Source organism: Sinomonas soli (genome assembly GCF_054782415.1).
Genome location: NZ_BAAGSN010000006.1, coordinates 171,252 through 195,487, shown reverse-complemented (window position 1 = coordinate 195,487; position 24,236 = coordinate 171,252). Strand labels below are relative to the sequence as shown.

At 72.4% G+C, this 24,236-nt stretch carries 25 protein-coding genes, 1 tRNA gene and 1 pseudogene; 11 read left to right on the top strand and 16 right to left on the bottom strand.

Features of this window, described 5'->3' with window-relative positions:
- Positions 1 to 414: 414 nt before the first annotated feature.
- Positions 415 to 502: transfer RNA gene (locus tag ACYVKZ_RS06595), tRNA-Ser, on the bottom strand.
- A 71-nt stretch (positions 503 to 573) separates the two neighbouring features.
- Here ACYVKZ_RS06595 and ACYVKZ_RS06590 point away from each other — a divergent pair.
- The 7 genes from ACYVKZ_RS06590 to ACYVKZ_RS06560 all read left to right on the top strand — a co-directional run bounded on the left by ACYVKZ_RS06590 (position 574) and on the right by ACYVKZ_RS06560 (position 6,961).
- On the top strand, positions 574 to 1,557 hold the full coding sequence (locus ACYVKZ_RS06590) for an NAD(P)H-quinone oxidoreductase (protein WP_460991268.1): 984 nt from the start codon (positions 574 to 576) through the stop codon (positions 1,555 to 1,557).
- 138 nt (positions 1,558 to 1,695) lie between these two features.
- Positions 1,696 to 3,993, top strand: a complete 2,298-nt coding sequence (locus ACYVKZ_RS06585) for a carbon starvation CstA family protein (RefSeq protein ID WP_460991267.1) — start codon at positions 1,696 to 1,698, stop codon at positions 3,991 to 3,993.
- Positions 3,993 to 4,244 (top strand): YbdD/YjiX family protein, encoded by a 252-nt coding sequence (locus ACYVKZ_RS06580; protein ID WP_460991266.1) that lies wholly within the window; start codon positions 3,993 to 3,995, stop codon positions 4,242 to 4,244. Before ACYVKZ_RS06585 ends, ACYVKZ_RS06580 begins: the two co-directional genes overlap by 1 nt.
- 139 nt (positions 4,245 to 4,383) lie before the next feature.
- A complete protein-coding gene (locus tag ACYVKZ_RS06575; RefSeq protein WP_460991265.1) occupies positions 4,384 to 5,031 on the top strand; it encodes a proteasome activator in 648 nt (215 codons plus the stop codon).
- 8 nt (positions 5,032 to 5,039) lie between these two features.
- The gene (locus ACYVKZ_RS06570; protein WP_460991264.1) at positions 5,040 to 5,480 is read left to right on the top strand and encodes a hypothetical protein; all 441 of its coding nucleotides are present in this window, start codon (positions 5,040 to 5,042) and stop codon (positions 5,478 to 5,480) included.
- Between the two features lie 105 nt (positions 5,481 to 5,585).
- Entirely contained in the window at positions 5,586 to 6,440 is an 855-nt protein-coding gene (locus ACYVKZ_RS06565) for an aldo/keto reductase (protein ID WP_460991263.1), read from the top strand.
- A 92-nt stretch (positions 6,441 to 6,532) separates the two neighbouring features.
- Positions 6,533 to 6,961, top strand: a complete 429-nt coding sequence (locus ACYVKZ_RS06560) for a rhodanese-like domain-containing protein (protein ID WP_460991262.1) — start codon at positions 6,533 to 6,535, stop codon at positions 6,959 to 6,961.
- Positions 6,962 to 6,977: 16 nt separating this feature from the next.
- Here the strand turns inward: ACYVKZ_RS06560 and ACYVKZ_RS06555 are convergent, their stop codons facing one another.
- The 13 genes from ACYVKZ_RS06555 to ACYVKZ_RS06495 all read right to left on the bottom strand — a co-directional run bounded on the left by ACYVKZ_RS06555 (position 6,978) and on the right by ACYVKZ_RS06495 (position 18,641).
- Positions 6,978 to 8,798, bottom strand: a complete 1,821-nt coding sequence (locus ACYVKZ_RS06555; protein ID WP_460991261.1) for a complex I subunit 5 family protein — start codon at positions 8,796 to 8,798, stop codon at positions 6,978 to 6,980.
- Between the two features lie 3 nt (positions 8,799 to 8,801).
- Positions 8,802 to 9,149: a sodium:proton antiporter gene (locus ACYVKZ_RS06550; protein WP_460991260.1), complete on the bottom strand. Its 348-nt coding sequence runs from the start codon at positions 9,147 to 9,149 to the stop codon at positions 8,802 to 8,804.
- Positions 9,146 to 9,925 carry an MnhB domain-containing protein gene (locus ACYVKZ_RS06545; protein WP_460991259.1) on the bottom strand — a complete coding sequence of 260 codons (780 nt, stop codon included), beginning with the start codon at positions 9,923 to 9,925 and terminating at the stop codon, positions 9,146 to 9,148. Before ACYVKZ_RS06545 ends, ACYVKZ_RS06550 begins: the two co-directional genes overlap by 4 nt.
- On the bottom strand, positions 9,922 to 10,215 hold the full coding sequence (locus ACYVKZ_RS06540) for a Na(+)/H(+) antiporter subunit B (protein ID WP_460991258.1): 294 nt from the start codon (positions 10,213 to 10,215) through the stop codon (positions 9,922 to 9,924). Before ACYVKZ_RS06540 ends, ACYVKZ_RS06545 begins: the two co-directional genes overlap by 4 nt.
- Positions 10,212 to 10,511 carry a hypothetical protein gene (locus ACYVKZ_RS06535; RefSeq protein WP_460991257.1) on the bottom strand — a complete coding sequence of 100 codons (300 nt, stop codon included), beginning with the start codon at positions 10,509 to 10,511 and terminating at the stop codon, positions 10,212 to 10,214. Before ACYVKZ_RS06535 ends, ACYVKZ_RS06540 begins: the two co-directional genes overlap by 4 nt.
- Positions 10,511 to 10,825 carry a monovalent cation/H+ antiporter complex subunit F gene (locus ACYVKZ_RS06530; RefSeq protein ID WP_460991256.1) on the bottom strand — a complete coding sequence of 105 codons (315 nt, stop codon included), beginning with the start codon at positions 10,823 to 10,825 and terminating at the stop codon, positions 10,511 to 10,513. Before ACYVKZ_RS06530 ends, ACYVKZ_RS06535 begins: the two co-directional genes overlap by 1 nt.
- Complete coding sequence (locus ACYVKZ_RS06525) at positions 10,822 to 11,325, bottom strand: hypothetical protein (protein ID WP_460991255.1); 504 nt, start codon at positions 11,323 to 11,325, stop codon at positions 10,822 to 10,824. The genes ACYVKZ_RS06530 and ACYVKZ_RS06525 overlap by 4 nt, the downstream gene beginning before the upstream one ends.
- The gene (locus ACYVKZ_RS06520) at positions 11,322 to 12,770 is read right to left on the bottom strand and encodes an MFS transporter (RefSeq protein WP_460991254.1); all 1,449 of its coding nucleotides are present in this window, start codon (positions 12,768 to 12,770) and stop codon (positions 11,322 to 11,324) included. The genes ACYVKZ_RS06525 and ACYVKZ_RS06520 overlap by 4 nt, the downstream gene beginning before the upstream one ends.
- 131 nt (positions 12,771 to 12,901) lie before the next feature.
- Positions 12,902 to 14,038, bottom strand: coding sequence for an enolase C-terminal domain-like protein (locus ACYVKZ_RS06515; RefSeq protein ID WP_460991253.1), 1,137 nt, complete (start codon positions 14,036 to 14,038; stop codon positions 12,902 to 12,904).
- Entirely contained in the window at positions 14,035 to 15,825 is a 1,791-nt protein-coding gene (locus ACYVKZ_RS06510) for a thiamine pyrophosphate-requiring protein (RefSeq protein WP_460991252.1), read from the bottom strand. Before ACYVKZ_RS06510 ends, ACYVKZ_RS06515 begins: the two co-directional genes overlap by 4 nt.
- 1 nt (position 15,826) lies before the next feature.
- The gene (locus tag ACYVKZ_RS06505) at positions 15,827 to 17,515 is read right to left on the bottom strand and encodes a GMC family oxidoreductase (protein ID WP_460991251.1); all 1,689 of its coding nucleotides are present in this window, start codon (positions 17,513 to 17,515) and stop codon (positions 15,827 to 15,829) included.
- Positions 17,512 to 18,135 carry a gluconate 2-dehydrogenase subunit 3 family protein gene (locus ACYVKZ_RS06500; RefSeq protein ID WP_460991250.1) on the bottom strand — a complete coding sequence of 208 codons (624 nt, stop codon included), beginning with the start codon at positions 18,133 to 18,135 and terminating at the stop codon, positions 17,512 to 17,514. Before ACYVKZ_RS06500 ends, ACYVKZ_RS06505 begins: the two co-directional genes overlap by 4 nt.
- Positions 18,132 to 18,641: a hypothetical protein gene (locus ACYVKZ_RS06495; protein WP_460991249.1), complete on the bottom strand. Its 510-nt coding sequence runs from the start codon at positions 18,639 to 18,641 to the stop codon at positions 18,132 to 18,134. Before ACYVKZ_RS06495 ends, ACYVKZ_RS06500 begins: the two co-directional genes overlap by 4 nt.
- A gap of 120 nt (positions 18,642 to 18,761) precedes the next feature.
- Between ACYVKZ_RS06495 and ACYVKZ_RS06490 the strand changes: the two genes are divergently transcribed.
- Positions 18,762 to 19,319, top strand: a complete 558-nt coding sequence (locus ACYVKZ_RS06490) for a very short patch repair endonuclease (protein ID WP_460991248.1) — start codon at positions 18,762 to 18,764, stop codon at positions 19,317 to 19,319.
- On the opposite strand, the pseudogene ACYVKZ_RS06485 reads toward ACYVKZ_RS06490, so the two are convergent.
- Positions 19,316 to 21,103 (bottom strand): annotated as a pseudogene (locus tag ACYVKZ_RS06485) (glycoside hydrolase family 15 protein). The gene ACYVKZ_RS06490 and the pseudogene ACYVKZ_RS06485 overlap by 4 nt on opposite strands.
- Positions 21,104 to 21,206: 103 nt before the next feature.
- Here ACYVKZ_RS06485 and ACYVKZ_RS06480 point away from each other — a divergent pair.
- Positions 21,207 to 21,848, top strand: coding sequence for a hypothetical protein (locus ACYVKZ_RS06480; protein ID WP_460991247.1), 642 nt, complete (start codon positions 21,207 to 21,209; stop codon positions 21,846 to 21,848).
- Between the two features lie 24 nt (positions 21,849 to 21,872).
- Positions 21,873 to 22,154, top strand: coding sequence for a DUF2795 domain-containing protein (locus ACYVKZ_RS06475; RefSeq protein WP_460991246.1), 282 nt, complete (start codon positions 21,873 to 21,875; stop codon positions 22,152 to 22,154).
- 95 nt (positions 22,155 to 22,249) lie between these two features.
- Here ACYVKZ_RS06475 and ACYVKZ_RS06470 read toward each other — a convergent pair whose 3' ends face one another.
- Positions 22,250 to 23,134: an SDR family oxidoreductase gene (locus tag ACYVKZ_RS06470; protein ID WP_460991245.1), complete on the bottom strand. Its 885-nt coding sequence runs from the start codon at positions 23,132 to 23,134 to the stop codon at positions 22,250 to 22,252.
- Positions 23,135 to 23,213: 79 nt separating this feature from the next.
- Here ACYVKZ_RS06470 and ACYVKZ_RS06465 point away from each other — a divergent pair, with 79 nt between their 5' ends.
- Positions 23,214 to 24,197, top strand: coding sequence for a DNA topoisomerase IB (locus tag ACYVKZ_RS06465; RefSeq protein WP_460991244.1), 984 nt, complete (start codon positions 23,214 to 23,216; stop codon positions 24,195 to 24,197).
- Positions 24,198 to 24,236 lie beyond the last annotated feature (39 nt).

Genomic DNA, 24,236 nt, shown 5'->3' with positions numbered 1-24,236 from the left:
TGCGCTGACCGGGCCGCGCCGTATCTCTCGCTGGCTCCGGACGCCGCCATCTCGCACGTCAGCGCGCTCGCGCTCCGCGGCCTGCCGCTCCCGGAGGCGCCCAGGCACGACCCGCGCCTCCACCTCACCGTTCCACCCGGCGGGGCGCAGTTCCGCCGCCGCGGCGTCGCGGGGCGCCGCGGCCGGGGGACGTCGAGACGGTCGACGGCGTCCCGGTCACCTCGCCCGCGCGCACCCGGCTCCGGCTTGCCCTCATCCGGGCGCGGCTGCCCGAGCCCGTCGTGGGATGCCGCGCTGCCCGCGCCAGTGCGCGGGCCCCCAGCAGCACCCGCCGGTGCTCGGCCCGCCAGGCCCCCCACACCCCCGGAAAGCGGCAGCGCCCCCGGCCGTGGGACCGGGGGCGCTGCGCCTAGGCGGAAGGTAAGGGATTTGAACCCTTGGTACGGGGTAACCGCACACTGGTTTTCAAGACCAGCTCCATAGGCCGCTCGGACAACCTTCCGTGTCCTAGTAGTGTTTCATAGGCCAGTGATCTCGTGAAAACTTCACGCCCCCTGGGGGAGGAGCACCGATATGAAGGCCGTGTTCATCACCGAGCCCGGAGGGCCGGAGGTACTGCAGGTGCGCGAGGTCGACGCGCCGGAGCCCGGCCCGGGAGAGCTGCTCATCGACGTCGTGGCCGCGGGGATCAACCGCGCTGACGTCCAGCAGCGCCGCGGCTTCTACCCTCCTCCGCCGGGCGCCTCGGAGATCCCGGGCCTCGAGGTCTCTGGCCGCATCGCCGGCTTCGGGCCAGAGGTCACCCGGCCTTTCGCGGTCGGGGACCGGGTCGTGGCCCTCCTGGCCGGAGGCGGCTACGCAGAGAAGGTCGCGGTCCCGGCCGAGCAGGTGGTCCGGGTCCCCGAGGGCGTGGACCTCGTCACGGCGGCCGCGCTGCCTGAGACCGCAGCGACGGTCTACTCGAACCTCTTCATGACGGCCCAGCTGGCCCCGGGCGAGCTCCTCCTCGTCCACGGCGCCACCGGCGGGATCGGCACGATGGCCGTCCAGATGGCCAAGGCCTTCGGTGCGCGCGTCGCCGCGACGGCGGGCGCGGAGGAGAAGGTCTCGACGGCGCGCGCGTTCCTCGGCGTGGACGTCGCGATCAACTACCGCGAGCAGGACTTCGTCGAGGCGGTGCGCGAGGCCACGGACGGCCGCGGCGCGGACGTGATCCTCGACGTGGTCGGCGCGAAGTACCTCGAGCGGAACGTCGAGGCCCTCGCCCCCTACGGCAGGCTCGTGGTGATCGGGCTCCAGGGCGGGGCGAAGGGCGAGCTCAATCTGGGCACGCTGCTCAGCAAGCGCGCCGCCGTGATCGCCACGTCCCTCCGGCCGCGCCCGGTGGAGGAGAAGGGGGCCATCATGGCCGCCGTCAAGGAGCATGTGTGGCCGCTCGTCACGGATGGCCGCATCAAGGCGCTCGTGGACAAGTCCTTCCCGCTGGCCCAGGTGACAGCAGCGCACGAGTACTTCGACTCGGGCGAGCACGTGGGCAAGATCCTCCTCACGATGTAGCCGCCACCCCCGCCGCTCACCGCGCGCTCCCTACCGCTCACCGCAGCGCCCGGCACCGGCCGGATGCCGGGGCGGTCGGCGCCGTGCCCTCTGGCTAGGGTCGAGAGCATCCATCACTCTCGCTCGAGGAGGAGCACCATGAGTACCGTCTCACGCCGCGCTGGGGGAGCGCCCGAGACCGGCCCGGCCGAGGGCGACCTCGTCCAGGACCCGGCCCTGCCGCCGGTCGCCGTCGACCCCGCGAGGCTCGAGGCGGAGAAGCGCTGGACCCCCGCCAAGATCGCTCTCTGGACCGCCATCGCCCTCGCGGGAGGGCTCGCTTGGGTCATGCTCGCGCTGGTCCGCGGCGAGACGGTGAACGCGATCTGGTTCGTCTTCGCGGCCGTCTGCACGTACCTCATCGGCTACCGGTTCTACTCCAAGTACATCGAGAAGTACCTGCTCAGGCCCAACGACGTCCGCGCGACGCCGGCCGAGTACAACGCGGACGGCAAGGACTTCGTCCGCACGGACCGCAACGTCCTCTTCGGCCACCACTTCGCTGCGATCGCCGGCGCCGGCCCGCTCGTGGGCCCCATCCTGGCCGCGCAGATGGGCTACCTGCCCGGCACGATCTGGATCATCGTGGGCGTGGTGCTCGCCGGCGCGGTGCAGGACTACCTCGTGATGTTCTTCTCGATGCGCCGCGGCGGCCGCTCGCTCGGCCAGATGGCCCGCGAGGAGCTTGGAGTCATCGGCGGGACGGCAGCGCTGCTCGCGACCCTGCTCATCATGATCATCATCGTGGCCATCCTCGCCCTCGTGGTGGTCAACGCCCTCGGCGAGAGCCCGTGGGGCGTCTTCTCCGTGGCCATGACCATCCCGATCGCGCTGTTCATGGGCGTCTACCTGCGCTTCATCCGCCCGGGCAAGGTCATGGAGGTCTCCGTGATCGGGTTCGTGCTCCTCATGACCGCGATCATCGGCGGCGGCTGGGTCTCGCACACCGACTGGGGCCAGGCGCTCTTCCACCTCGACCGGCTCCCGATCGCCTGGGGCCTCATCGTGTACGGCTTCGTCGCGGCCGTGCTGCCCGTGTGGCTCCTGCTCGCCCCGCGCGACTACCTCTCGACCTTCATGAAGATCGGCGTGATCGCGCTCCTCGCGGTCGCGATCATCGTGGTGCGCCCCGAGATCAGCGCCCCGGCGTTCAGCGAGTACGCGTTCAAGGACAACGGCCCAGTCTTCGCCGGCGGCCTCTTCCCCTTCCTGTTCGTGACGATCGCCTGCGGCGCCCTCTCCGGCTTCCACGCCCTCATCTCCTCCGGCACCACCCCGAAGCTGATCGAGAAGGAGCGCCAGACCCGCTTCATCGGCTACGGCGGCATGCTCATGGAGTCCTTCGTGGCGATCATGGCCCTCGTCGCCGCGGTCTCGATCGACCGCGGGCTCTACTTCGTCATGAACGCCCCGGCCAACCTCACCGGCGGCTCCGTCCAGCAGGCCGCGGCCTGGGTCAACGGCCTGGGCCTCGCGGGCGTCAACGTCACGCCCGAGATGCTTTCGGGGACGGCCCAGGGCGTGGGGGAGGCGTCGATCGTCTCCCGGACGGGCGGCGCACCGACCCTCGCGGTGGGCCTGAGCCACATCATGCAGCAGCTCATCGGCGGTGCGGGCCTCGCGGCCTTCTGGTACCACTTCGCCATCATGTTCGAGGCGCTGTTCATCCTCACCGCGGTGGACGCCGGCACCCGCGTGGCCCGGTTCATGCTGCAGGACTCGATCGGGAACTTCGTCCCGAAGTTCAAGGACACCTCGTGGCGCCTCGGCGCCTGGCTCTGCACGGCGGCCATGGTCCTCGGCTGGGGCTACATCCTGATCCTCGGCGTCACCGATCCCCTCGGCGGCATCAACACGTTCTTCCCGCTGTTCGGCATCGCGAACCAGCTCCTCGCGGCGATCGCGCTCGCGGTGTGCCTGGCCATCGTGGCCAAGCGGCGGACGTTCCGCCACCTGTGGATCGTGGCCCTGCCGCTCGCGTTCGCCGCCGTCGTGACCATCACGGCGAGTGCCTACAAGATCTTCTCGCCGGTCCCGGCGGTGGGCTACTTCGCCCAGAATGCCGCCTTCGCCAAGGCGCTCGCTGACGGGAAGACCTCGTTCGGCACCGCGAAGACGGTCGCCGCCATGGAGGCCGTGGTCCGCAACACGATGGTCCAGGGCGTGCTGAGCGTCGTGTTCGTGGTGCTCTCGATCATCGTGATCCTCGCCGCGCTCGTCGCGACGTCCAAGGCCTTCCGCGGGATCGGCGTGGGGCCGGAGGCCGACACCGAGGACCCCGCCGTGCCGTCGCGGGTCTTCGCCCCCGCGGGAATGGTGTCCACCGCGGCCGAACGCGAGGTCCTCGCCCAGTGGCGGGACGCCGGCATGGACACGACGCCGGCGGCTCACCACTGATGTCCCCCTCATCGGCCCGTCCCGGCGGCGAAGGGCGCACGACGGCGGTCGCCGCCGTGCGCTCGGTCCTCGCCGGGGCGCGGGCGCTCGCGCGCGGGGTCATGGGCGCCGACGCGTACGAGAGGTACCTCGAGCACCACCGGGCGGAGCAGGCCGCGGGCCGGTGCGCCGCGCCGGCGATGACCGAGCGGGAGTTCTGGCGCGACCACGCCGACCGCCAGGACGCGAACCCGCAGGGCCGGTGCTGCTGAACGGCGCCCCGGCTGGCCGGCGCCCCGGCTGAACGGCGCCCCCGCTGAACCGGGGCGCCGCTGAACCGGGGCGCCGGGTGCGGTCCCGCGCAGCCTTTCGCCCCGTGGCCCGGCGCGGGGCGCGTGAGAGGATGGCGCTATGACGTCAGCGGGGAACGAGCACACGGACGGGCAGGCAGCGGACCACGCGGAGGAACCCGTCGAGGGGACCGCGATCGAGGGCGACGCCGCCGCGGAGGCCGGCCACGCGGCGTCGTCAGCGCAGCAGCCGAGGCGGCCGAACCTGCAGGAGCTCGTGGACGAGCCGGCGAAGGTCATGCGGATCGGCACGATGATCCGGCAGCTCCTCGAGGAAGTGAAGGGGTCACCGCTCGACGAGGCCGCCCGCGAGCGCCTCGCCGAGATCCACGAGCGCTCGATCCGCGAGCTCGAGGACGGCTTGGCGCCCGAGCTCGTCGACGAGCTCCACCGCATCTCGCTGCCGTTCTCGGACGAGTCGGTGCCCTCGGAGTCCGAGCTGCGCGTCGCCCAGGCCCAGCTGGTGGGCTGGCTCGAGGGTCTCTTCCACGGCATCCAGACAGCCATCGCCGCGCAGCAGGCCGCCCACCAGCTCGCCGCGGCGCAGGTGCAGCTGCGTCAGCTCCCGCCCGGGACGATGATCGCGCCGGGCGTGGTCATCGGCCCGAACGGCGAGCCCCAGCGCGCGGCCCAGGGGCCCGGACAGATGCCCGGCCAGCGGCAGGGCATCCCCCGCGATCCCGACCACGGCCCGGGCCAGTACCTCTGAGCGTCCCCGTGGGATTCATCAAGTCCGCCCTCGCCGGCCGCCGCGACGACGCTGAGCTCGGCAAGGGCCTGTGGCGCCGCGCGCACGACCGCTTCCGCAGGGGCCTCGACCGCTACCACCAGGTCCTCGAGGGGATCGAAGACGACGCGCTCTACAGCGAGCTCGTGGTCATCGCCGACGGCCTCGCCGACCTCCTTCCCCGGGTGCGGGCGGTCTGCGCCGAGGCGCAGCGCCGCTCCCCGAGCGAGGGGCTGGACGTCCCGGGCGACTACGCCGCCGTGCACCGCGCCCTCTCCCGTGCAGGCAATGCCCTCGCGACCACGGCCGAGGCGGCCGCCATGCTGCGCCTCGCCGTCGGCCCTGTGCCGGTGGGGGCGCTGTCGGTGCAGCGCCGGGCCGCGACCGTGCTCGAGCATGTGCAGGAGGCCGAGGAGCTCATGCGCCGCTGAGCTGCCGACAGCCGGATCTATTCCACGGTTCGCGCTCCGCGAAGTCCGCTGGGAAATCCCTTGGAACCGCCGGTGCGCGCGCCCCGCGGTGGCAGGATGGGCAGCATGACTTCTGCTGAGACCCTGACCTCCCCTGTCCTCTCCTTCCACGACGGCCGCACCATCCCGCAGCTCGGCTACGGAGTGTGGCAGGTCGAGGACGACGTCGCCGAGCGCGTGGTCGGCGAGGCGTTCCGCGTGGGCTACCGCCACATCGACACCGCCGCGATCTACGGCAACGAGGCCGGCGTCGGCCGCGCCATCGCCTCCTCGGGGCTGGATCGCGACGAGCTCTTCATCACCACAAAGCTCTGGAACGCGGACCAGGGCCGGGACAAGGTGGCCCCCGCCTTCGAGACCTCCCTGGACAAGCTCGGCCTCGACTACGTGGACCTCTACCTCATCCACTGGCTCCAGCCGAAGCGCGGCCTCTACCTCGAGACCTGGGAGGAGCTCGCGAAGCTGAAGGAGTCCGGCCGCGTCCGCTCGATCGGGGTCTCCAACTTCACCGTCGAGGCGCTCGAGGAGATCCAGCGCGAGACCGGCGTGGTCCCCGTGATCAACCAGGTCGAGACCCACCCGTACTTCCCGCAGGCCGAGCTGCGCGCCTACGAGGAGTCCAAGGGGATCCTGCACGAGTCCTGGTCGCCGCTGGGCCAGGGCAAGGACCTCCTCGAGGATCCGGTGCTGCGCGAGATCGCCCAGAACCACGGCGTGAGCGTCCCGAACGTGGTCCTCGGCTGGCACCTCGCCCTCGGCAACGTGGTGATCCCGAAGTCCGTCACGCCCGAGCGCATCGCCCAGAACTGGACGGCCCTCGCCCTCACCCTCGAGCCGGCCGAGATCGAGGCCATCAACGGCCTCGACAAGGGTGCGGCCGGCCGCATCGGCGCCGACCCCGCCGAGGCCGACTTCGCCTGAGTTGCGAAGCCTGGACTGAAGCACGACGGAAGGTGACCCGCCTCCGCGAGGCGGGTCACCGGCGTCGTGCGCCTGGATGAAACGAGGACCCTGTGGAACAGCAGGCTGAGGTGTCCGCAGCGGCCGCCGGGGCGGACAGTGGCTGGGCAGCGATCGACCTCCTGCTCGCCGAGAGCCGCGCGGGACTCGAGCGCGTCCAGCCGGAGGAACTGGACCGCGAGATGTCGGCCGGTGCCCTGGTCGTCGACACCCGCCCGGTCGACCAGCGCCGCCGCGACGGGGCCCTCCCCGGGGCGATCGTGGTGGACCGCAACGTCCTCGAATGGCGCCTCGATCCGACGAGCCCCTGGCGGCTCCCGGTCGCCGACGACCCCGGCCGGCGGATTGTGATCGTGTGCAACGAGGGCTACAGCTCGAGCCTCGCCGCCCACACCCTGCAGCGGCTCGGCCTGAGCAGGGCCACCGATCTGGTGGGCGGCTTCCAGGCGTGGGCCGCGCACCGGCGTCAGGCGCGGGACTGAACGCCGCCGCCGAGCGCTAGAGGAGCACGATCGCGCCGGACGCAGCGACGCCCAGCACGAGCCACACGGTGTAGTCGCCGACCCGCCCCGAGTGCAGGTTCCGCAGGACACGCAGGGGAGGGTCGAGGAACGCCAGCGGGCGGCGGCCCACTGCCGAGGGCAGGCGGTGCCGGTAGAGGTCCGCGGCGGCGACCCCCAGCGCCGCGGCCGTGGTCACGAGCCCCCAGAGGATGCCCGGGGCGTCCCATCCCGACGAGGGACCGCCCGGGACCGCGCCAGCCGTGCCAGCGAGGGTGGCCGCCACGTACCCGGCCCGGTCCGTGAACTGCCGGCCCGCCGCCGCTGCCGCGTCGGCGATCCCCGGCAGGAAGCCGAGCAGGGCGCCCGCGCCGAGGAGCGCGGCCACGGGCAGGCTCATCGACGGCGGGACACGCCGCCGGCCGATCCGGACCTCGATCATCTCCTCGTCCCCGCTCATGCCCTCGGCCTCGATGCCCTCCGGCGGCGAGCCGAGCCCGAGGAAGATCCTCAGGCCCACGCGCAGCACGGCGCCGGCCGTGAGCGCAGAGACCGCGATCATGAGGGCCATGCCCCAGACCCGCCCCGACTCGGTCAGGGCATGCTCCGTGATGGCCTTGCCGAGGCCGGTCGCGAACGGGGGAGCGCCGGCGAGGGCGGCCGCGGCCACCAGGAAGGCCCCGCCGAGCAGGGGCGCGTCGCGGCCCCGCCCCTGCAGGGTGTACTCGTCCACGCTGCCGTACCGGTCGAGGACCACGCCGCTGAGCAGGAAGAGCGAGCCCTTCACCGCGGCGTGCCCGAGGACGTAGACCGCGATGCCCGCCAGCGCGGACTCGGAGGCCGAGCCGAGGGCCACGAGGAAGACACCCATGTGCGCGATCGTCGAGTAGGCCAGGAGCCGCTTGAGGTGGCGCTGGATGAAGCACATCAGGGTGGCGACCACGGCGGTGAGGACGCCGAGGACGAGGAACAGGGCCTGGATCCCCGCCGCTGCCGGCGTGCCGCTGAACACCGTCCAGTACACCCGGGCCACACCGTACAGCCCGAGTTCGACCATGACGCCGGAGAAGAGGACGCAGACGGGGGAGGGCGCCACGGCGTGCGCGTCGTCGAGCCAGAAGTGGAACGGCGCCACGGCCCCCTTGACGAGGAAGCCGGTGCACAGGAGGACGAACGCGATGGGCACGAGGAGGCTGTGGTCGCCCTCGAGCTGGTGGGAGAGGGCGGCGAGGTTGAGGCTGCCCGTGTGCGCGTAGACGAGCCCGACGCCGGTCAGCGACAAATAGGCGGCGAGCGAATTGATGATGCCGAAGTTGATGGCCCCGTGGACCGCGGACGGGTCCTCGCTCTTGAGCCCGGTGAGCGCGTAGGCCGCGACCCCCATGAGCTCGAAGAAGACGAACATCGTGAAGACGTCCCCGGCGAACGCGAACCCCGTCATGCCGGCCAGGAACAGCAGCATGAGGCCGTGGTAGTGCGAGCTGTCCGATTCGAAGTACCGCCACGAGAAGACCAGCGCGGCGACCATGAGGGCGGCGGCGAGCAGCGCGAGCCCGACCCCCAGGCCGTCGCCCACGAGGGCGATGCCCACGGTACGCCCGTCCCGCGCGGACCAGCCGCCCATCCAGTACACGAGCCGGGACGACGAGGTGCCCGCGAGCAGCATTCCGTCCACGCACACCGCTGCCACGGCGGCGGCGACGGCGAGGACGTCGGCGAAGGGCCTCCGGACGTACCTGCCGACCGCCATGAGCGCGCCGGCGGCGAGCACGAGCCCCACGACAAGGGCGGGCATCAGGGCCGCCGTCCCGGTCTGCATGCCTCAGCCCTTCAACGGGCCGAGGTCGTCGGGGTCGATGGCGCGGCGCCGCTTGGCCATCTGGATCACGAGCGCCAGCAGCATCGAGGTGACGGCGGCCGAGACCACGATGTCGGTGAGGGTCAGTGCCTGCACCACGGGGTCGACGACGGGCGCGTCCCGGCCCACCTGCGAACCGAAGATCGGAGCGAGGCCGCCGTTCTGGTAGCCGACCGCGATGAGGAGGATGTACGTGGCGGACTGGGCGACGGACAGCGAGACGACGGCGTGCACGAGGTTCCGGCTCGTGGCGATCCCGGCGATGCCGATCAGCAGGACGGCCCCGGCGACGATATAGGCGTACACGGTCATGCTGCTGCCTCCTCGTCGTCGTCCCGCTCGCCGGGATCCTGCTGGGGAGCCGCGCGGATCGCGAGCGCCTGATCGAGGAAACCGGACAGGAGGATGACGACGCTGCTGGCCACCGTCATGCCCACGGCGATGTTGAACAGGGGCACGGTCCCCGAGGACACGAAGTCTCCGAGCTGGCCCTGGGGGATGGCGTTGGCGAAGAGGTCCGCCCCGAGCGCCGCGCCCGCGAGGCCGAGCGCCCCGAACAGCACGACGCCGAGCGATTCCCCCTGCGCGAACCAGTCCAGCGGGCGCAGCCGCTCCAGGAGCCGGTAGTGGCCGCCCACGTAGAGCAGATGGATGCCCGTGGCCAGGACCACACCGCCCTGGAAGCCGCCGCCCGGGGTGATCGCCCCATGGGCCACGACGTCGGCGCCGAGCACGAGCGTGAGCGGGAACAGCACGTAGACCACGAGGCTCGTCGACTCGAGGGTCTGCCCGCCGCTGCCCACGGTGCGCCGGCGCTCGCGGTGGACGGGCCGCAGGAGGGCGACCACGCCGGCTACGGCGCAGAAGAGGATCGTCTCCTCCCCGAAGGTGTCGAAGCCCCGCTGGTCGAAGTTGATGCTCGAGACCGCGTTGGCCGTCGCGTGCGCAAAGGTCGCGGCGACGGCGAGGTCGCGGTAGGGGTGGCTCGCGCCGCCGAAGCCGGGGAGCTGCGCGAGGGCGGCCCAGAGCATCATGCCGAAGGCCACGAGCGCCACGGCGAGGAGGCCCATCCGCACGCCGCGGCTCACCGCTCGTCCTCCGCGCCGCGTGACTCCGCCTGCTCCGAGCGCACGCTCTCGATCTTCCGGATGGCGAGCACCACGATGAGGGGCACGACGGCGGTCCCGATCGCCACCTGGCTCAGCGCCACATCCGGCGCCTGCAGCACCATGAACATCAGCGACAGCACGAGGCCGTAGGCCGAGAGGACCACGGCCTGGCGTGCCGGCCGGCGCGTGAGCACCACCGCGGCGGCGCCGGCGAGCACGAGCGTGAGGCTCACGGCCACCAGGAGATCGGTGACCGGGGAGCTGGTCATTCGGGCTCCTTCCCGACCTCGGCCCCCGCCTCGGCCGCGAGTGCGCGCCCCACGGCAGCGGTGAGCGCTGGCCCGCTCAGGGCGAGGGCCGCGGCCGTGACCGCGACCGACGCGCTGCCCAGGGAGACTCCGAGCGCGAGCACGCCGGCGACGGCGAAGAGCGGCACCGCGAGGGTCGTCACGGGAGCGAGGAAGTGCAGCCGGCCCAGCGGCGAGCGGGCGAGCAGGGCCCCGCCCGCGGCGTAGGCCACGACGAGGACGGCGAGGGCGGCGCAGACCGCCTGGGCGGCGAGCATCAGGGGCCCTCTCCCGCGCCGGTGTTTCCGGCACGGTCGTTCCCCGCGGCGGCGGACTCGGGGGTGAGCAGGCGCGTGTAGACCAGGGTGCCGGTCGCCGTCAGCACCGCGAGGACGAGCGGGACGATGAGGTAGGAGGACTGGTTCACTGCCACGGACAGGGCGACCATGGCCATGATGGCGGAGGCGCCCAGCAGTTCGAGCCCGATCAGCCGTGACACAGCGGTGCCCCGCGCGCACAGCAGCAGTCCCGGCGCCACCCCCACGAGGAGGAGCGCGAGCGCGGCGGCCGCCCACAGGGATCCGGACGTCATCGTTCCGGCTCCTTCTCCCTGAGGACCTGCTCGTCCAGACGGGGCCAGCCCGAGGTGATCGAGTGGACCTTCACGGCCCCCGACTCGGGGTCGGAGGCGACCACGATCGATCCCGGAGTCGCCGAGAGGGCGACGATGCCGCCCGCACGCCAGCCGGTTTCCCGGGGACCGCCCGCGGGCATGGCGGCCTCGCGCAGCTCCTCCCGCTGCCCGGCGCGCAGCCAGCCCGGCAGACGGACCAGGTCCGCCACGGTTGCGGCCGGCACGGCGGCGGCCCAGCGCAGCCATCCGCGCACGGGGCGCGCCCGGAACGGCAGCGCCCGGCGGCCCAGCCGCGCCAGCACTGCGCAGACCAAGGAGACCGCGGCGGCCACCGCGGTCTCCACGGCCGTGACGGTCGAGGCTGTCGCGAGCCAGAAGAGGGTGCCCGCCGCCGTCCACAGCGCGTACTCGAGGGCGGCGCGGGCGGGAGCGGCGCGGGACGCCGCCTGCTGGTTCACACCGCCTCCTGCTGGGCCGTGATGGGCCGCGCAACCTCCTCGAGGGAGGTGCGGGAGGCCTCGACGCCGAGGAACACCTCGACCAGGCCGGCGGCGACCATCAGGCCCGCGCCGATGAAGTAGCCGCCGGCCACGGCCCCGACACCCTGGCCGATGAAGCCGCCGAAGAGGAGCGGGCCGATGATGCCGCCGAGGCCGGTGCCCACCGCGTAGAAGAACGCGATCGCCAGGGCCCGGGTCTCCAGCGGGAACACCTCGCTCACCGTCAGGTAGGCGCTGCTCGCCCCGCACGAGGCCACGAAGAACACGATCGTCCAGCAGGCGGTGAGCCAGAAGCCGTCCAGTGCCCCGGCGCCGAACAGGGCAGCGACGATGGCCAGGAGCACCCCCGAGCCGATGTAGGTGGCCGAGATCATCACCTTGCGGCCCACCGAGTCGAACAGGTGGCCGAGCGTGAGCGGCCCGGCGAAGTTGCCCACCGCGATGGCCACGAGGGCCCACGGGGCAACGTCCTCGGGGACATGCAGGAGCTTGGTCAGGACCAGGGCGTAGGTGAAGAACACCGCGTTGTAGAGGAAGGCCTGCCCGACGAAGAGCGAGAGCCCCAGGACCACGCGCTTCGGGTACCGCTCGAGGGAGACCTTGATGATCTCGCCGAACCCGATCGACCGGCGCTGCTTGATCGTGATGGAGTCGTCGACCTCGCCGAGCCGGCGCCCGGTCTCCTTCTCGATCTCGGCCTCGATGTCCACCACGGTCTTCTCCGCGCCGTCCTCCTGGCCGTGGATGAACATCCACCGCGGAGACTCGGGCACGTTCCGCCGCACCAGGAGGATGAGCAGGCCCAGGACGGCGCCGAGGCCGAACGCGAGCCGCCAGCCCAGTTCGGCGGGGAACAGGGCGGTGTTCAGCAGGACGACCGAGAGCATGGCCCCGAAGGCGGTGCCGAGCCAGTAGGAGCCGTTGATGGCGAGGTCGACGAGTCCCCGGCGCCGGGCGGGGATGAGCTCGTCGATCGCCGAGTTGATCGCGGAGTACTCGCCACCGATTCCCGCGCCGGTGAAGAAACGGCAGATGTAGAAGTAGACCGGGTTGAAGGAGAACGCCGTGGCGACGGTGGCCAGCAGGTAGAGGCCCAGGGTGATGATGAAGAGCCGCTTCCGGCCGAACCTGTCGGTGAGGTAGCCGAAGACGAGGGACCCCACGCAGGCGCCCGCGACGTAGATCGCGGCGGCCAGGCCGATTCCGGCGGGGGAGAGGCCCAGACCCGCGGAGGGCTGCGTCAGCCGGTCGCTGATGGAGCCGACGATGGTGACCTCGAGCCCGTCGAGGATCCAGACGGTGCCGAGGCCGATCACGACCATCCAGTGCCATCGGGCCCAGGGCAGGCGGTCGAGCCGGCCGGGGATGTTGGTGCGGATGGTGCCGAGCGTGCTCTGACTCATGGTCCCTCCTGAACGAAACCCTCCCGGCGACCCCCGCCAACAGGCGCGCCGTTCTTACCCTCCGCGCCGCGGAGCGAAACGCCGCCCCGCACCGATTCCCTCCGGATGACCCTGCCCGCGTCCCGGGAGCCTCAGGCGACCCGGTACTGCTCGGCGTCTGCCGAGCGGAGGACCAGGCCGTTGCCGAGCAGGGAGGAGTCCGGCGCAATGGCTCCGCCGTCGGGATCCGGGACGCCGTCGAACAGCATCGACTCGAGACGGACGTGGTCATGGAACCACTCGAGGTGCCGCAGCCCCGCGGCGGCCGCAGCCGGGGCTGCCGAGATCGCCGGGGCGCAGTGGCCGGAGAAGCCCACGCCGTGGGCCGCCGCGACGGCCGCGATGCGCAGCCAGACGGTGATGCCGCCGCAGCGGGTCACGTCGGCCTGCAGGCAGTCGACCGCCCCCGCGGCGCACATCCGCTCGGCGTCCTTGAGGCGGGTGAGGTACTCGCCCGCGGCGACGTCGGGGGACGTGCGCTCGCGCACGAAGCGCAGCCCGTCGAGGTCCTCGCTCGAGACGGGCTCCTCGAACCACGTGATCCGGGCCTCGGCGGCGGCGTCCGCGACGCGCACGGCCTGCTTCGGGGTGTAGGCCCCGTTGGCGTCGACGAACAGGGCCGTCCGGCCGCCGATCGCCTCGCGGGCGGCGAGCATCCGGGCGATGTCGCGGGACTCCGCCGCACCGCGGTCCTGCCCGATCTTGATCTTCACGCGGGGGATCCCCTGCGCCGTCCAGCCGGTGAGCTGCTCGGCCATGCGGGCGTCGATGTAGGTGGTGAAGCCGCCGCTGCCGTAGACGGGCACCTCCGTGCGGGCCGCGCCGAGGAACTGGTGCAGGGGCAGCCCGGCATGCCGGGCTGCGGCGTCCCACAGCGCGCAGTCGACGGCCGACGCCGCGTACGCGCAGGCCCCCGACTGGCCCGCGTTGCGCAGCGCGCGGGCCATCGCCTCGGAGCAGGCGGGGACCGAGAAGACGTCCGCGCCGACGACCGCGGGCGCGAGGAGCTCCTGCACGACCGGCACGAGGGCCGCCGGGCCGTAGGTGTACCCCGTCCCGTGCGTGCCGCCCGCCTCCACCCGCACCACCACGATGGTGGTGGAGTCCCAGGCGAAGGTCCCGTCGGCCTCGGGCTCGTCGGTCGGGACGGTGTAGGCCGCAGCGGTGACGGACGAGACCGCGGCGCCCGATCCGGCGTCGTGCATCGGGGCGCCCGCTGGCGCACTCATTCCCGATGCCCCGGGAGGAGCTCCTGGGCCTTGACCTTGAGGCCCTCCTTGATGAACTGCCAGGCGTTCTCGTCCCCCTTGGCGGCGCTCTTGGCCGTGTTGAGGGCCTGCTTGAGCGTGGCGTGGGGCGGGATAGGGGGCACGTTGGGGTCCGTGCGCACGTCGAGCAGCGTGGGACGGGTGGCGGTGAGCGCCTTGTCCCAGGCGGTGCCGAGCGCGTCCGGGGTGTCCACCGAGATGGCTCCCAGGCCCAGGCTGGCGGCGAAGCCCGCGTAGTCCACGTCCGGCAGCTCCTGCGTCATCGGCACGGTCGGAGAGCCGCTGAAGGCCCTCAGCTCCCACGTGACCTGATTGAGGTCGTCGTTGTGGAGCACGACCACGACGAGCCGGGGATCGGACCAGTCCTTCCAGTAGCGGGCGATCGTGATGAGTTCGGCGAGGCCGTTCATCTGCATCGCACCGTCCCCCTCGAAGGCGATGACGGGTCGGTCGGGGTGGGCCATCTTGGCCCCGATCGCGTAGGGCACCGCAGGTCCCATCGTGGCCAGATTCCCGGAGAGGCTCCCGCGCACCCCGGCCGGGAACCGGATCTGCCGCGCGTACCAGTTGGCGGCGCTGCCCGAGTCCGAGGTGACGATCGCCGAGGCCGGGATGCGCTCCGAGAACTCCGAGAAGACCCGGAGCGGATTGATCGGATCGGCCTCGACGAGGGCCTCGTCCCGCATGTCCGCCCACCACTTGGCGACCTTGTCCTCGATGTCCTCGCGCCAGCCGCGGTCCCCCTTGCGGTTCAGGAGCGGGATGAGCGCCCGCAGGCCCGCGGCGGCGTCCGCCACGAGGTTGACCTCGTAGGGGTAGCGCATGCCGATCATGGTCGCGTCGACATCGATCTGCACTCCCCGGGCCTTCTCCGGATCCGGCATGTACTGCAGGTAGGGGAAGCTCGAGCCGATGGTGAGCAGGGTGTCGCAGTCCCGCATCATCTCGTAGCTCGGCCTCGTCCCGAGGAGCCCGATCGAGCCGGTGACGAACGGGAGGGTGTCCGGAAGCGAGTCCTTCCCGAGGAGCGCCTTCGCCACCCCGGCGCCGAGGAGCTCGGCCACCTCCTGGACCTCCGCGGCAGCGTTGCGCGCGCCCTGGCCGATGAGGATCGCGACCTTCTTGCCCTGGTTGAGGACCTCGGCCGCCCTCCGGAGGCCCTCGGTGTCCGGGGCCAGCTCGGGCCACTCGATTCCGAGGCTCGAGGGGACCATCTTCATCTCGTGCGGAGGCGCCGAGTACTCGAGCTCCTGGACATCGGAGGGGATGATGACGGCGGTCGGCGCCCGCCGCGCGCAGGCGACCTTGATGGCCCGGTCGATCACGTTGGGCAGCTGCTCGGGGACGGTGACCAGCTGGACGTAGTCCGAGGCGACGTCCTTGAACAGCGAGGGGAGATCGACCTCCTGCTGGTAGGAGCCGCCGATCGACGTGCGCGCCACCTGCCCCACGATCGCGACCACCGGGACGTGGTCGAGCTTGGCATCGTACAGGCCATTGAGGAGATGGACCGCGCCGGGCCCCGACGTGGCCATGCACACTCCCACCTTGCCCGTGAACTTGGCGTAGCCCACCGCTTCGAAGGCGGCCATCTCCTCGTGCCGCGCCTGCACGAACCGGGGGCCCTCGCCCTTGCCGAGGGCGGTGACGATGCCGTTGATGCCGTCTCCGGGATATCCGAACACGGTGCTGATGTCCCAGGCCTTGAGCCTTTCGAGCAGGAATTCGGCCACGTTCTTCTCGGCCATGTCAGCTCTCCTTTGCTGGTTCGCTTACTGGTTCGCGCTGTGGTTGGCGCTGCCCCCCGCGCGCGCCTGCAGCGAGGCGGCCCGCGGTGCGTGCGGCGAGGGACATGATCGTCAGTGCCGGGTTGGCGCTGCCCTGGGTGGGCAGCACGCTGCCGTCGGTGATGAAGAGGTTCGGGACGGCGAAGGTGCGGCAGTCGGCGTCGACCACGCCGTGCCGCTCGTCCGCCGCCATACGCGCCCCGCCCACGAGGTGGGCGTAGCGCTCGATCGTCATGACCTCGCTGGCCCCCGCGGCCGTGAGGATCTGCTCCATCGTGTCGGCCGCCGCCGCCATGAGCCGGCGGTCGTTGCCGCAGCGGCTGTAGGTGAAGCGGGCCACGGGCATGCCGCGCCGGTCTGTCTCGGAGTCGAGCGTCACCCGGTTCTCCGGCTGGGGCAGGAACTCGCACAGGGCGCCGAGGCAGGCCCAGTGGACGAAGTCGGTCATGCGGCGGCGCAGTTCGGTGCCCCAGTGCCCCTGGGCGGCGATGTGCTCGGCCCACGTGATGGGCAGGGGGGAGACGGTCTGGATCGAGTAGCCGCGCTTGTACGGCTTCGTGGGGTCCGTCTCGTAGAAGGCTTCGCTGCTGACCTCGGGCGGCGGCGCCTTGTACATGCGCACCTCCTCCTCGAACCGGCCACCCGTCTGCGGTGCTCCCTGCACCATGAGGTAGCGGCCAACGAGGTCGTGGTCGTTGCACAGCCCGTCGGGGAACTGCGGCGAGGCCGAGTTGAGCAGCAGCCGGGGCGTCTCGATCGAGTAGGCCGCCACCGCGACGTTCCGCGCCCGCTGGAAGTGCTCCACGCCGCCGTGCTCGTAGTGCACGCCGGTCGCCAGCCCGGTGCGGGGATCGACGGCGACGCGGGTGACCATTGAGTCGGCCCTGATCTCGGCTCCGTGCGCGATCGCGTCGGGGACGTGGGTGATGAGGGGAGAGGCCTTGGCGTCCACCTTGCAGCCCTGCAGGCAGAACCCGCGGTAGATGCAGTGCCGGCGGTGCCCGAAGCGGCCGTTGGAGATCGCCACCGGCCCCACGCGGGCCTCGATCCCGCACGCCAGCGCGCCCCGCAGGAACGCCTGCCCGTTGCCCCCCACGGGGTGCGGGGTGTGGGGGTAGCTGTGCGGGTCGCCCCACGGCCAGTCCTGGCCGGCCACGGGCAGCTCTTCCTCGATGTCCTCGTAGTACGGCTTGAGGTCCTCGTACCGCAGGGGCCAGTCGGCGCCGACCCCGTCGAGGCTCTGGGTGTGGAAGTCGCTGGGATGGAAGCGGGGGGTGTAGCCGGCGAAGTGCACCATCGAGCCGCCCACACCGCGGCCGGAGTTGTTCGAGCCGAGCGGCACGGGGTCGTCGCCGTCGATCACGCGCGGCTCCGTCCAGTACAGCCGGTGCGACCCGGCCTCGTCGCTGACCCAGTCGCGGTCCGGTTCCCAGAAGGGCCCGGCCTCGAGGACCACGATGTTCCACCCGGCGCGGGCGAGGCGCTGCGCCATGGTCGAGCCGCCGGCTCCGCAGCCCACGATGACGAGGTCCACCTCGTCGTCGTCCGCGAAGCGGCGCATGCCGGTGTCCACGTCCGGGTCGGCCAGGGGCAGCAGCCAGGCGGACTCATTGCGGGCCCTGACGCCGCGCAGCCCGCGGGCCGCGCTCATGCGCTCTCACCCGGGCGCGCGTCCCGTACCTCGAAGTGCTCGCGCCGGTCGAGGCCCAGGTTCGCGTAGCCGCGGGGGTAGGCGGGGCCGGGGAACCCGATCTCGTCCCACACATACGGGTGGGAGTAGAACGCGGTGCACGCGTACCGCAGCCACAGGTTCCACACGTGGCCGGCCGGGAAGCCGTGCCAGGAGCCCTCGGTCTCATGGAGCTGGGTCAGGAGGGCCTCCTGCTGCTCCCGGCCCGCGGTCGCGAACCCGGTGCCGCAGCGCTCGCGTGCGTCCTCGTCGAGGAAGCGCAGCCCCTGCCGCCACACCTCGGCGTCCTCGGGCAGGTCCGCGTAGTGCCAGCCGTCCGTCTCACCCGCTGCCAGGCGGGCGTCGACGAAGTTCACGAGCGGGATACGCGGCTGCGCGTCCGGCTCCTGGCCCACGAGCCGGTCGAGGAGTGCGGCGGCGATGCCCTGCTCCTGCGCCGAGAAGAAGCTGATGTCCGGCGGCCGCTGGGTGCGGGAGATGACGAGCGACGCCGTCGTGTCGTCCCAGTGGCCGCGCTCGTCGAGGGCGCGCTGGCCCGGGAAGCGTCCTCCGCCGTCCTCGGCGGGCAGTGGGAGTGTCACGGCTCCCTCCGCAGGATCGACGCGAGGATCCCCATCCCGCCGACCAGGGTCACGAGCAGTGGGGCCAGCAGCGGCGGGCCCATCTCGACGTTGTAGCGCAGCTCCTTGAAGCCGCCGGGGCGCTGGGCGATCCCCCGCAGGTGGAGGTAGGTCCCCTGGAGCCCGTTCGCGACGATCGCGGCGCTGGCGATCGGCAGCGCCGTGTGGGCGAGCCGCGCGCTGAACACCCCGCCGATCCCGGCGGCGGCGCCGAGCGGTCCCAAGGCCACGGGCGCCCACATCCAGGGATTGCCGAAGCTCGCCTTGTCGTGCTCGAGGTAGATCTCGGCCGCGGTCACGAGCGCCCCCGCGGCGGTGAGGCCCGAGAGCGTGCGCTCGAACCGGCCGGTCTCGACGTTGCGGACCAGCTTCTGGATTCCGCGCGGCTGCACTGCGCCGAGGGGGCCACTACGGTTCAGGGGCCCGCGCCCCGGGCCCTTCGCGGCCAGGAATGCCAGTGTTCCCATCGGGGTTCCTTCCGTGCACGGACCGGGCGGCGTCCAGCCCTCCTTCTTCAGCGCTACCCGCGGGGGAGCGGGCAAAACGGGCTCCCAGTACCTTCCCAGCCGCCGGCGTACGCTGGCCGCATGAGCCAGGCGGGGGTTCCCGAGGAGACGCACGACGCCGGTGACGCACCGGCGGCGGGCGCGTCGCCGCCGTCGTCCGCCCGCGGCAGCGACGGCAGGGGCCGGAGCCGGAAGGGCGAGCCGTCCTGGGCGACGACGCCGGCGATCCGCCGCACCATGCTCGGGAACCGCTCGCGGGACACGGCCCCCGAGCTCAAGGTGCGCCGGGCGGTCCACGCCATGGGCCTGCGCTACCGCGTGGCCTACCGCCCCGAACCGGCCCTGCGGCGCACGGCGGACCTCGTGTTCACCCGCGCCCGCGTGGCGGTCTTCATCGACGGCTGCTACTGGCACGGATGCCCGGAGCACTACATCGAGCCGGCGAGCAACGTGGACTACTGGCGACCCAAGATCGCCCGCAACCGCGAGCGGGACGCCGAGACGACCGCCGCCCTCAGCGCGGCCGGCTGGCAGGTCCTGCGGTTCTGGAGCCACGAGGACCCCGCCAGGGTGGCCGCGGCGATCGCCGAGGCGGTGCGCCCGGCGGGATCAGGCCCGGGCCGCGCCGAGTCCGACTAGTCCGACGAGGCGGGAGGCTGGTCGCTCGCTGGCGTCCCGCGGTGGAGCGCGAGGGCGGCGTTGACGAGGCCGAAGTGGCTGAAGGCCTGGGGCGTGTTGCCGAGGTGCCGGCGCGCGTGCGGGTCGTACTCCTCGCTCAGCAGGCCCACGTCATTCGCCAGGCCGAGGAGCCGCTCGAACAGGGCCGACGCCTCCTCGGTCCGCCCGATCCCGACGAGCGCAGTCACGAGCCAGAAGGAGCAGACGAGGAACACGCCCTCGCCGTCCGGCAGGCCGTCCGCGCCCGACTCGGCCCGGTAGCGCAGCAGCAGGCCGTCCACGCTCAGCTCGCGCTGCACGGCCTCGACGGTCGCGACGACGCGGGCGTCCGTGTACGGCAGGAAGCCGACGCGGGGGATGAGCAGGAGCGCCGCATCGAGCTCTCTCGAGCCATAGGCCTGGACGAAGTGGGTCCGGGTGGGGTCGAGCCCGTGGGCCAGGACGTCGGCGCGGATCGCGTCGCGGACCTCGCGCCAGCGTTCGAGGGGGCCCCCGAGCCCGGCCTCGGCACCCTTGACCATGCGGTCTGCGGCCACCCAGGCCATGACCTTGGAGTGGGTGAGGTGCTGCCGCGGCCCGCGCATCTCCCAGAGCCCGTTGTCCGGCTGGTCCCAGATCCCTTCAAGGTATTCGACGAGGGCGAGCTGGAGGTCCCAGGAGTCGTCGCACGAGTGGACCGAGCTGCGGGTGAGGGCCAGGCCGTCGAGGACCTCGCCCCACACATCGAGCTGGAGCTGGCCGGCGGCGGCGTTGCCGGTGCGCACCGGGGCCGTTCCCTCGTACCCGGGGAGCCATTCGAGGGTGGTCTCCGGCAGGCGCCGCCGGCCGGTGATCGAGTACATGATCTGCAGGTCGGCCGGGTCGCCGGCGACCGCGCGCAGGAGCCAGTCGCGCCAGGCCGCGGCCTCGTCCGTGTGGCCGGTGGCGAGGAGGGCCTGGAGGGCGAGCGCGGCGTCGCGGAGCCAGCAGTAGCGGTAGTCCCAGTTCCGCACGCCGCCGATCGCCTCGGGCAGCGAGGTGGTGGGAGCAGCGACGAAGGCGCCGGTCGGCTCGAAGGTCAGGGCCTTGAGGGTGATGAGGGACCGGTTGACGGCCTCCCGGTGCGGGCCGGTCACCGTGCAGCGGCCCGTCCACTCCTCCCAGAAGGCGCAGGTGCGGGCGAGGGAGGCCTCCGCGTCCGGCCGGGGAGAGTACTCCTCATGGCTCGGACCCCACGTCAGGACGAACGGAACCCGCTCGCCCTCCTTCACCGTGAAGCTGCTGCGGGTGCGCAGATCGCGGCCCACGAGGGGCGCGGGCGTGCTCAGGTAGGCGGCGTCGGGGCCGGCGATCGCCTGGAGGACCCCACCGTGGCGGCGCACCTAGGGCACCACGTGGCCGTAGTCGAACCGGAGGGCGAGGTCCATCTCCAAGGACACCTCGCCCCGGAGCCCCTCGACGATCCGTACGAGGTCGACGACCCCGTCGCGGGGCGGCATGAAGTCGATCAGCCGCACCGCGCCGTCGTCGGTCTCCCAGATGGTCTCGAGGACGAGGGTGTCCGGGCGGTATCGGCGCGAGGTGCAGTCCCCGGCCCCAGCCGGCGCGATCCTCCAGCGCCCGTGGTCGGCGCTGCCGAGGAGCGCGGCGAAGCAGGAGGGCGAGTCGAACTGCGGCAGGCACAGCCAGTCGACCGAGCCGTCGCGGCCCACGAGCGCGGCCGTCTGGAGGTCGCCGACCAGTGCGTAGTCCTCGATCCGGGCCATGCGCCGCACCCTACCAAGGGCGGCCAAGGGCGGCAGCGTGAGTGATTGGATCCCCGCCCCGGCGGGTACAGGGAGGGAAACCTGACACTCAGGAGGTTGACCCATGGACCCGACCCAGCTCACGGCGGTCATTGTCATCGCGGTGATCGTCGTCATCGTGATCATCGTGGCCATCGCGGTGTCCCGGAAGCGGGGCGAAGCCCGGCGGCAGCGCCAGCGCGCGCACGCGGAGGAGCTGCGTGCCGAGGCCGAACGCCGGGAGATCGACGTCCGAGACCGGGAAGTCAAGGCCCACGAGGCGCAGGTGCGCGCCGAGCGCGCCGAGGTCGACGCCGCCCGTCTGCGCCGCGAGGCCGAGGGGCACAGCGAGAGCACCCGCGAGGACCGCGAGAAGATCGAGGAGCAGCGCCGCAAGGCGGACGAGCTCGACCCGGACCGCCGCAGCCGCACCGACGGTGCCCGAGAGGAGGCGGTCCCGCGCCAGGAGGTCCGTCAGGAACGCCGCGAGGAGGCCGTGGCGGAGCGCCGCGGAGAGCCGGTGCCCGGGGAGCCGATCCCGGGAGAGCCGGTCCGCGGGAATCAGGTCCGCGGGGAGCAGGTCCGCGAAGATGCCGGCCCGGTTCGACCCGGCCGGCACGGGGCGACGGAAGACCTCCGCACCGACCGCATGGACGGTACTGTGCCGCCGGACGCCGAACGCGGCGGGGCGACCGGTACCACCACCCCGACTGAAGGAACCCGCTGAGCGGGTTCACGAGAGAGGAGAGCCATGACCGATTCCGCAAACCCGATCCAGATCCAGAAGTTCCTCGAGGGCGTCGACTACCCCGCCGAGAAGGGGACTCTCGTCGCCAAGGCCAAGGAAGAGGGCGCCGACAGCAACGTCATGCGCTCCCTCGAGGCCATCCCGGACCGCTCCTACGCGAAGCCTACCGAGGTGAGCCAGGCGATCTCGGAGGTGGGCAACCACCCCGAGCGGGCCGCCGCCGGTGACTCGGGGGTGGACGACGACGATGACGAGCGCGGCGGCGACCGCTTCGACGCCGGGTGACCCGCAGGGAACCCTGCAACAGCTGGGAGGAGCGCCGGTCCTTGCGGACCGGCGCTCCTCCGTGGGGTCGGTAGTCTCTGGCCCGGGCCTGAACTCTAGAAGGGCTTCCCGCCGGTGACGGGAACCACCGCTCCTGAGATGTAGGAGGCCTCGTCCGAGGCGAGCAGCACGTAGGCGGGTGCCAGCTCGGCAGGCTGGGCGGGGCGCCCGAGGGGCGAGTCCTTGCCGAACTCCGGGACGTGCTCGGGCCAGCCCGTCGAGGGGATGAGCGGCGTCCAGACGGGTCCGGGCGCCACCGCGTTGATGCGGATGCCCTTGCTGCCCAGCTCCGGTGCGAGCGCCTTGACGAGGGCGGCCTGCGCGGCCTTCGTCATCGCATAGTCGAAGAGCCCCGCCGAGGGCTGCGCGGCCTGCACGGAGCTCGTGATGATGATGGACGCGCCCGGCTGGAGATGGGGGACGGCAGCGCGGAGCGTCCAGAACTGGCTGTACAGGTTGGTGCGGATCACCCGGTCGAACTCCTCAGTGGAGACCGTGTCGATGCCGTCCCGCGCCTGCTGGTACGCCGCATTGAGGACGAGGATGTCCAGCTTCCCGAACTCCTCCAGCGTGCGCCCGGGCAGGGAGGCGGCGAAGTCCTCCTCCCGCAGGTCGCCCTCGAAGTGCGCCGCGCGGGTCCCCGCCTCGGAGATGGCCGCCGTGGCCTCGGCCGCGTCCTGTGCCTCCTCGGGCATGGCGGTGATGGCGACGTCTGCCCCCTCTCTGGCGAACGCGAGGGCCACGGCGCGGCCGATCCCCGAGTCGCCCCCGGTGACGAGGGCGGCGCGCCCCGTGAGGCGTCCGTGGCCCTCGTAGGTGGTCTCACCGTGGTCCGGGCGGGGCTCGGTCTCCCGGGTGGTGCCCGGGGCCTCGAGATCCTGCGGGGGAATGGTGCCCGTCACGCGGGCACTGCGCGGGTCCTGGGGATCAGATGCATTCATGGGTGATTCCTTCCGTGACGGCCCGGCCGGCGGCCGGCGGGCTGGTTCCATCCGTGGGGCTGTGGGTAAGTAGCTGCCGATGAAGACGCGCAGCAGGCGGACGGCGCACGGGACAATCACCCGGCGCCGCGCGGGCAAGGGGTTCAGCTACCGGGACGCGGACGGCCAGCGGGTCGACGCGCCGGAGGTGCTCGCGCGGATCGAGGCGCTCGCCATACCGCCGGCGTGGCGGAACGTGCGGATCGCGGCGTCCCAGCGTGCCCGGGTCCAGGCGACCGGCATCGACTCCGCCGGTCGGAAGCAGTACCTCTACCACAGCACGTGGCGTGAGCGGCAGGAGGCCCGCAAGTTCGACCGCGCCGTCGCCCTGGCGCGGCGGCTCCCCGGGATCCGCCGGGCTGTCACGGAGGACCTCCGCGGCAAGCACGGTCCCAAGGAGCAGGCCCTCGCGGCCGCACTCCGCATCGTGGACCGGCTCGGGGTGCGCGTGGGAAACCGCAGGTACGCCCGCCAGCACGGGTCGTTCGGTGTCACCACGCTCCAGCGCAGGCATCTGCGGCTCGACGGCGACACCATCTCGCTGGAGTTCCCGGGCAAGTCGGGGATGCAGTGGTCGGTGGAACTGCGCGATCCCGACCTGGCCGGGTACCTCCGCAGCCTGCCGAAGGGCGCGAGGTCCCGGGCCGCGCTGGGCTACGAGTCCGGCGGGGGGTTCCAGCGCATCGGATCCGAGTCCCTCAACGGGTACCTGCGGGTGCGGGCCGGGATGGGGGTGAGCGCCAAGGACCTCCGGACGTGGCGGGGCACCGTGATCGCGGCGGAATCCCTTGCGTGCAGCGGCGAGCAGGGCTTCGACGCAGAGGAGGCGTGGCGCCGCGCCATCGCCGACGCCGCGGACTGGCTCCACAACACGATCGCGGTGGCGCGGGGATCCTACGTCGACCCGCGCCTCCTCCTCGCCTACCACGAGGGCAGGAAGCTGACGACGCCGGGCGGCAAGGTCTCCGACGCGGCGCTGGCCGAGCTGCTCGACTCGACGCCGCGCACGGGTCCGGGAACCTAGGCGCAGCGCGGCCGCCCGGATCACCGCCCGGCATTCCCG

Coding starts and splice junctions, on each gene's coding strand:
- ACYVKZ_RS06590 (WP_460991268.1), top strand. CDS start 574: ATGAAGGCCGTGTTCATCACCGAGCCCGGAGGGCCGGAGGTACTGCAG.
- ACYVKZ_RS06585 (WP_460991267.1), top strand. CDS start 1,696: ATGAGTACCGTCTCACGCCGCGCTGGGGGAGCGCCCGAGACCGGCCCG.
- ACYVKZ_RS06580 (WP_460991266.1), top strand. CDS start 3,993: ATGTCCCCCTCATCGGCCCGTCCCGGCGGCGAAGGGCGCACGACGGCG.
- ACYVKZ_RS06575 (WP_460991265.1), top strand. CDS start 4,384: ATGACGTCAGCGGGGAACGAGCACACGGACGGGCAGGCAGCGGACCAC.
- ACYVKZ_RS06565 (WP_460991263.1), top strand. CDS start 5,586: ATGACTTCTGCTGAGACCCTGACCTCCCCTGTCCTCTCCTTCCACGAC.
- ACYVKZ_RS06555 (WP_460991261.1), bottom strand. CDS start 8,798: ATGCAGACCGGGACGGCGGCCCTGATGCCCGCCCTTGTCGTGGGGCTC.
- ACYVKZ_RS06550 (WP_460991260.1), bottom strand. CDS start 9,149: ATGACCGTGTACGCCTATATCGTCGCCGGGGCCGTCCTGCTGATCGGC.
- ACYVKZ_RS06540 (WP_460991258.1), bottom strand. CDS start 10,215: ATGACCAGCTCCCCGGTCACCGATCTCCTGGTGGCCGTGAGCCTCACG.
- ACYVKZ_RS06535 (WP_460991257.1), bottom strand. CDS start 10,511: ATGCTCGCCGCCCAGGCGGTCTGCGCCGCCCTCGCCGTCCTCGTCGTG.
- ACYVKZ_RS06530 (WP_460991256.1), bottom strand. CDS start 10,825: ATGACGTCCGGATCCCTGTGGGCGGCCGCCGCGCTCGCGCTCCTCCTC.
- ACYVKZ_RS06520 (WP_460991254.1), bottom strand. CDS start 12,770: ATGAGTCAGAGCACGCTCGGCACCATCCGCACCAACATCCCCGGCCGG.
- ACYVKZ_RS06515 (WP_460991253.1), bottom strand. CDS start 14,038: ATGAGTGCGCCAGCGGGCGCCCCGATGCACGACGCCGGATCGGGCGCC.
- ACYVKZ_RS06510 (WP_460991252.1), bottom strand. CDS start 15,825: ATGGCCGAGAAGAACGTGGCCGAATTCCTGCTCGAAAGGCTCAAGGCC.
- ACYVKZ_RS06505 (WP_460991251.1), bottom strand. CDS start 17,515: ATGAGCGCGGCCCGCGGGCTGCGCGGCGTCAGGGCCCGCAATGAGTCC.
- ACYVKZ_RS06495 (WP_460991249.1), bottom strand. CDS start 18,641: ATGGGAACACTGGCATTCCTGGCCGCGAAGGGCCCGGGGCGCGGGCCC.
- ACYVKZ_RS06490 (WP_460991248.1), top strand. CDS start 18,762: ATGAGCCAGGCGGGGGTTCCCGAGGAGACGCACGACGCCGGTGACGCA.
- ACYVKZ_RS06480 (WP_460991247.1), top strand. CDS start 21,207: ATGGACCCGACCCAGCTCACGGCGGTCATTGTCATCGCGGTGATCGTC.
- ACYVKZ_RS06475 (WP_460991246.1), top strand. CDS start 21,873: ATGACCGATTCCGCAAACCCGATCCAGATCCAGAAGTTCCTCGAGGGC.
- ACYVKZ_RS06470 (WP_460991245.1), bottom strand. CDS start 23,134: ATGAATGCATCTGATCCCCAGGACCCGCGCAGTGCCCGCGTGACGGGC.
- ACYVKZ_RS06465 (WP_460991244.1), top strand. CDS start 23,214: ATGAAGACGCGCAGCAGGCGGACGGCGCACGGGACAATCACCCGGCGC.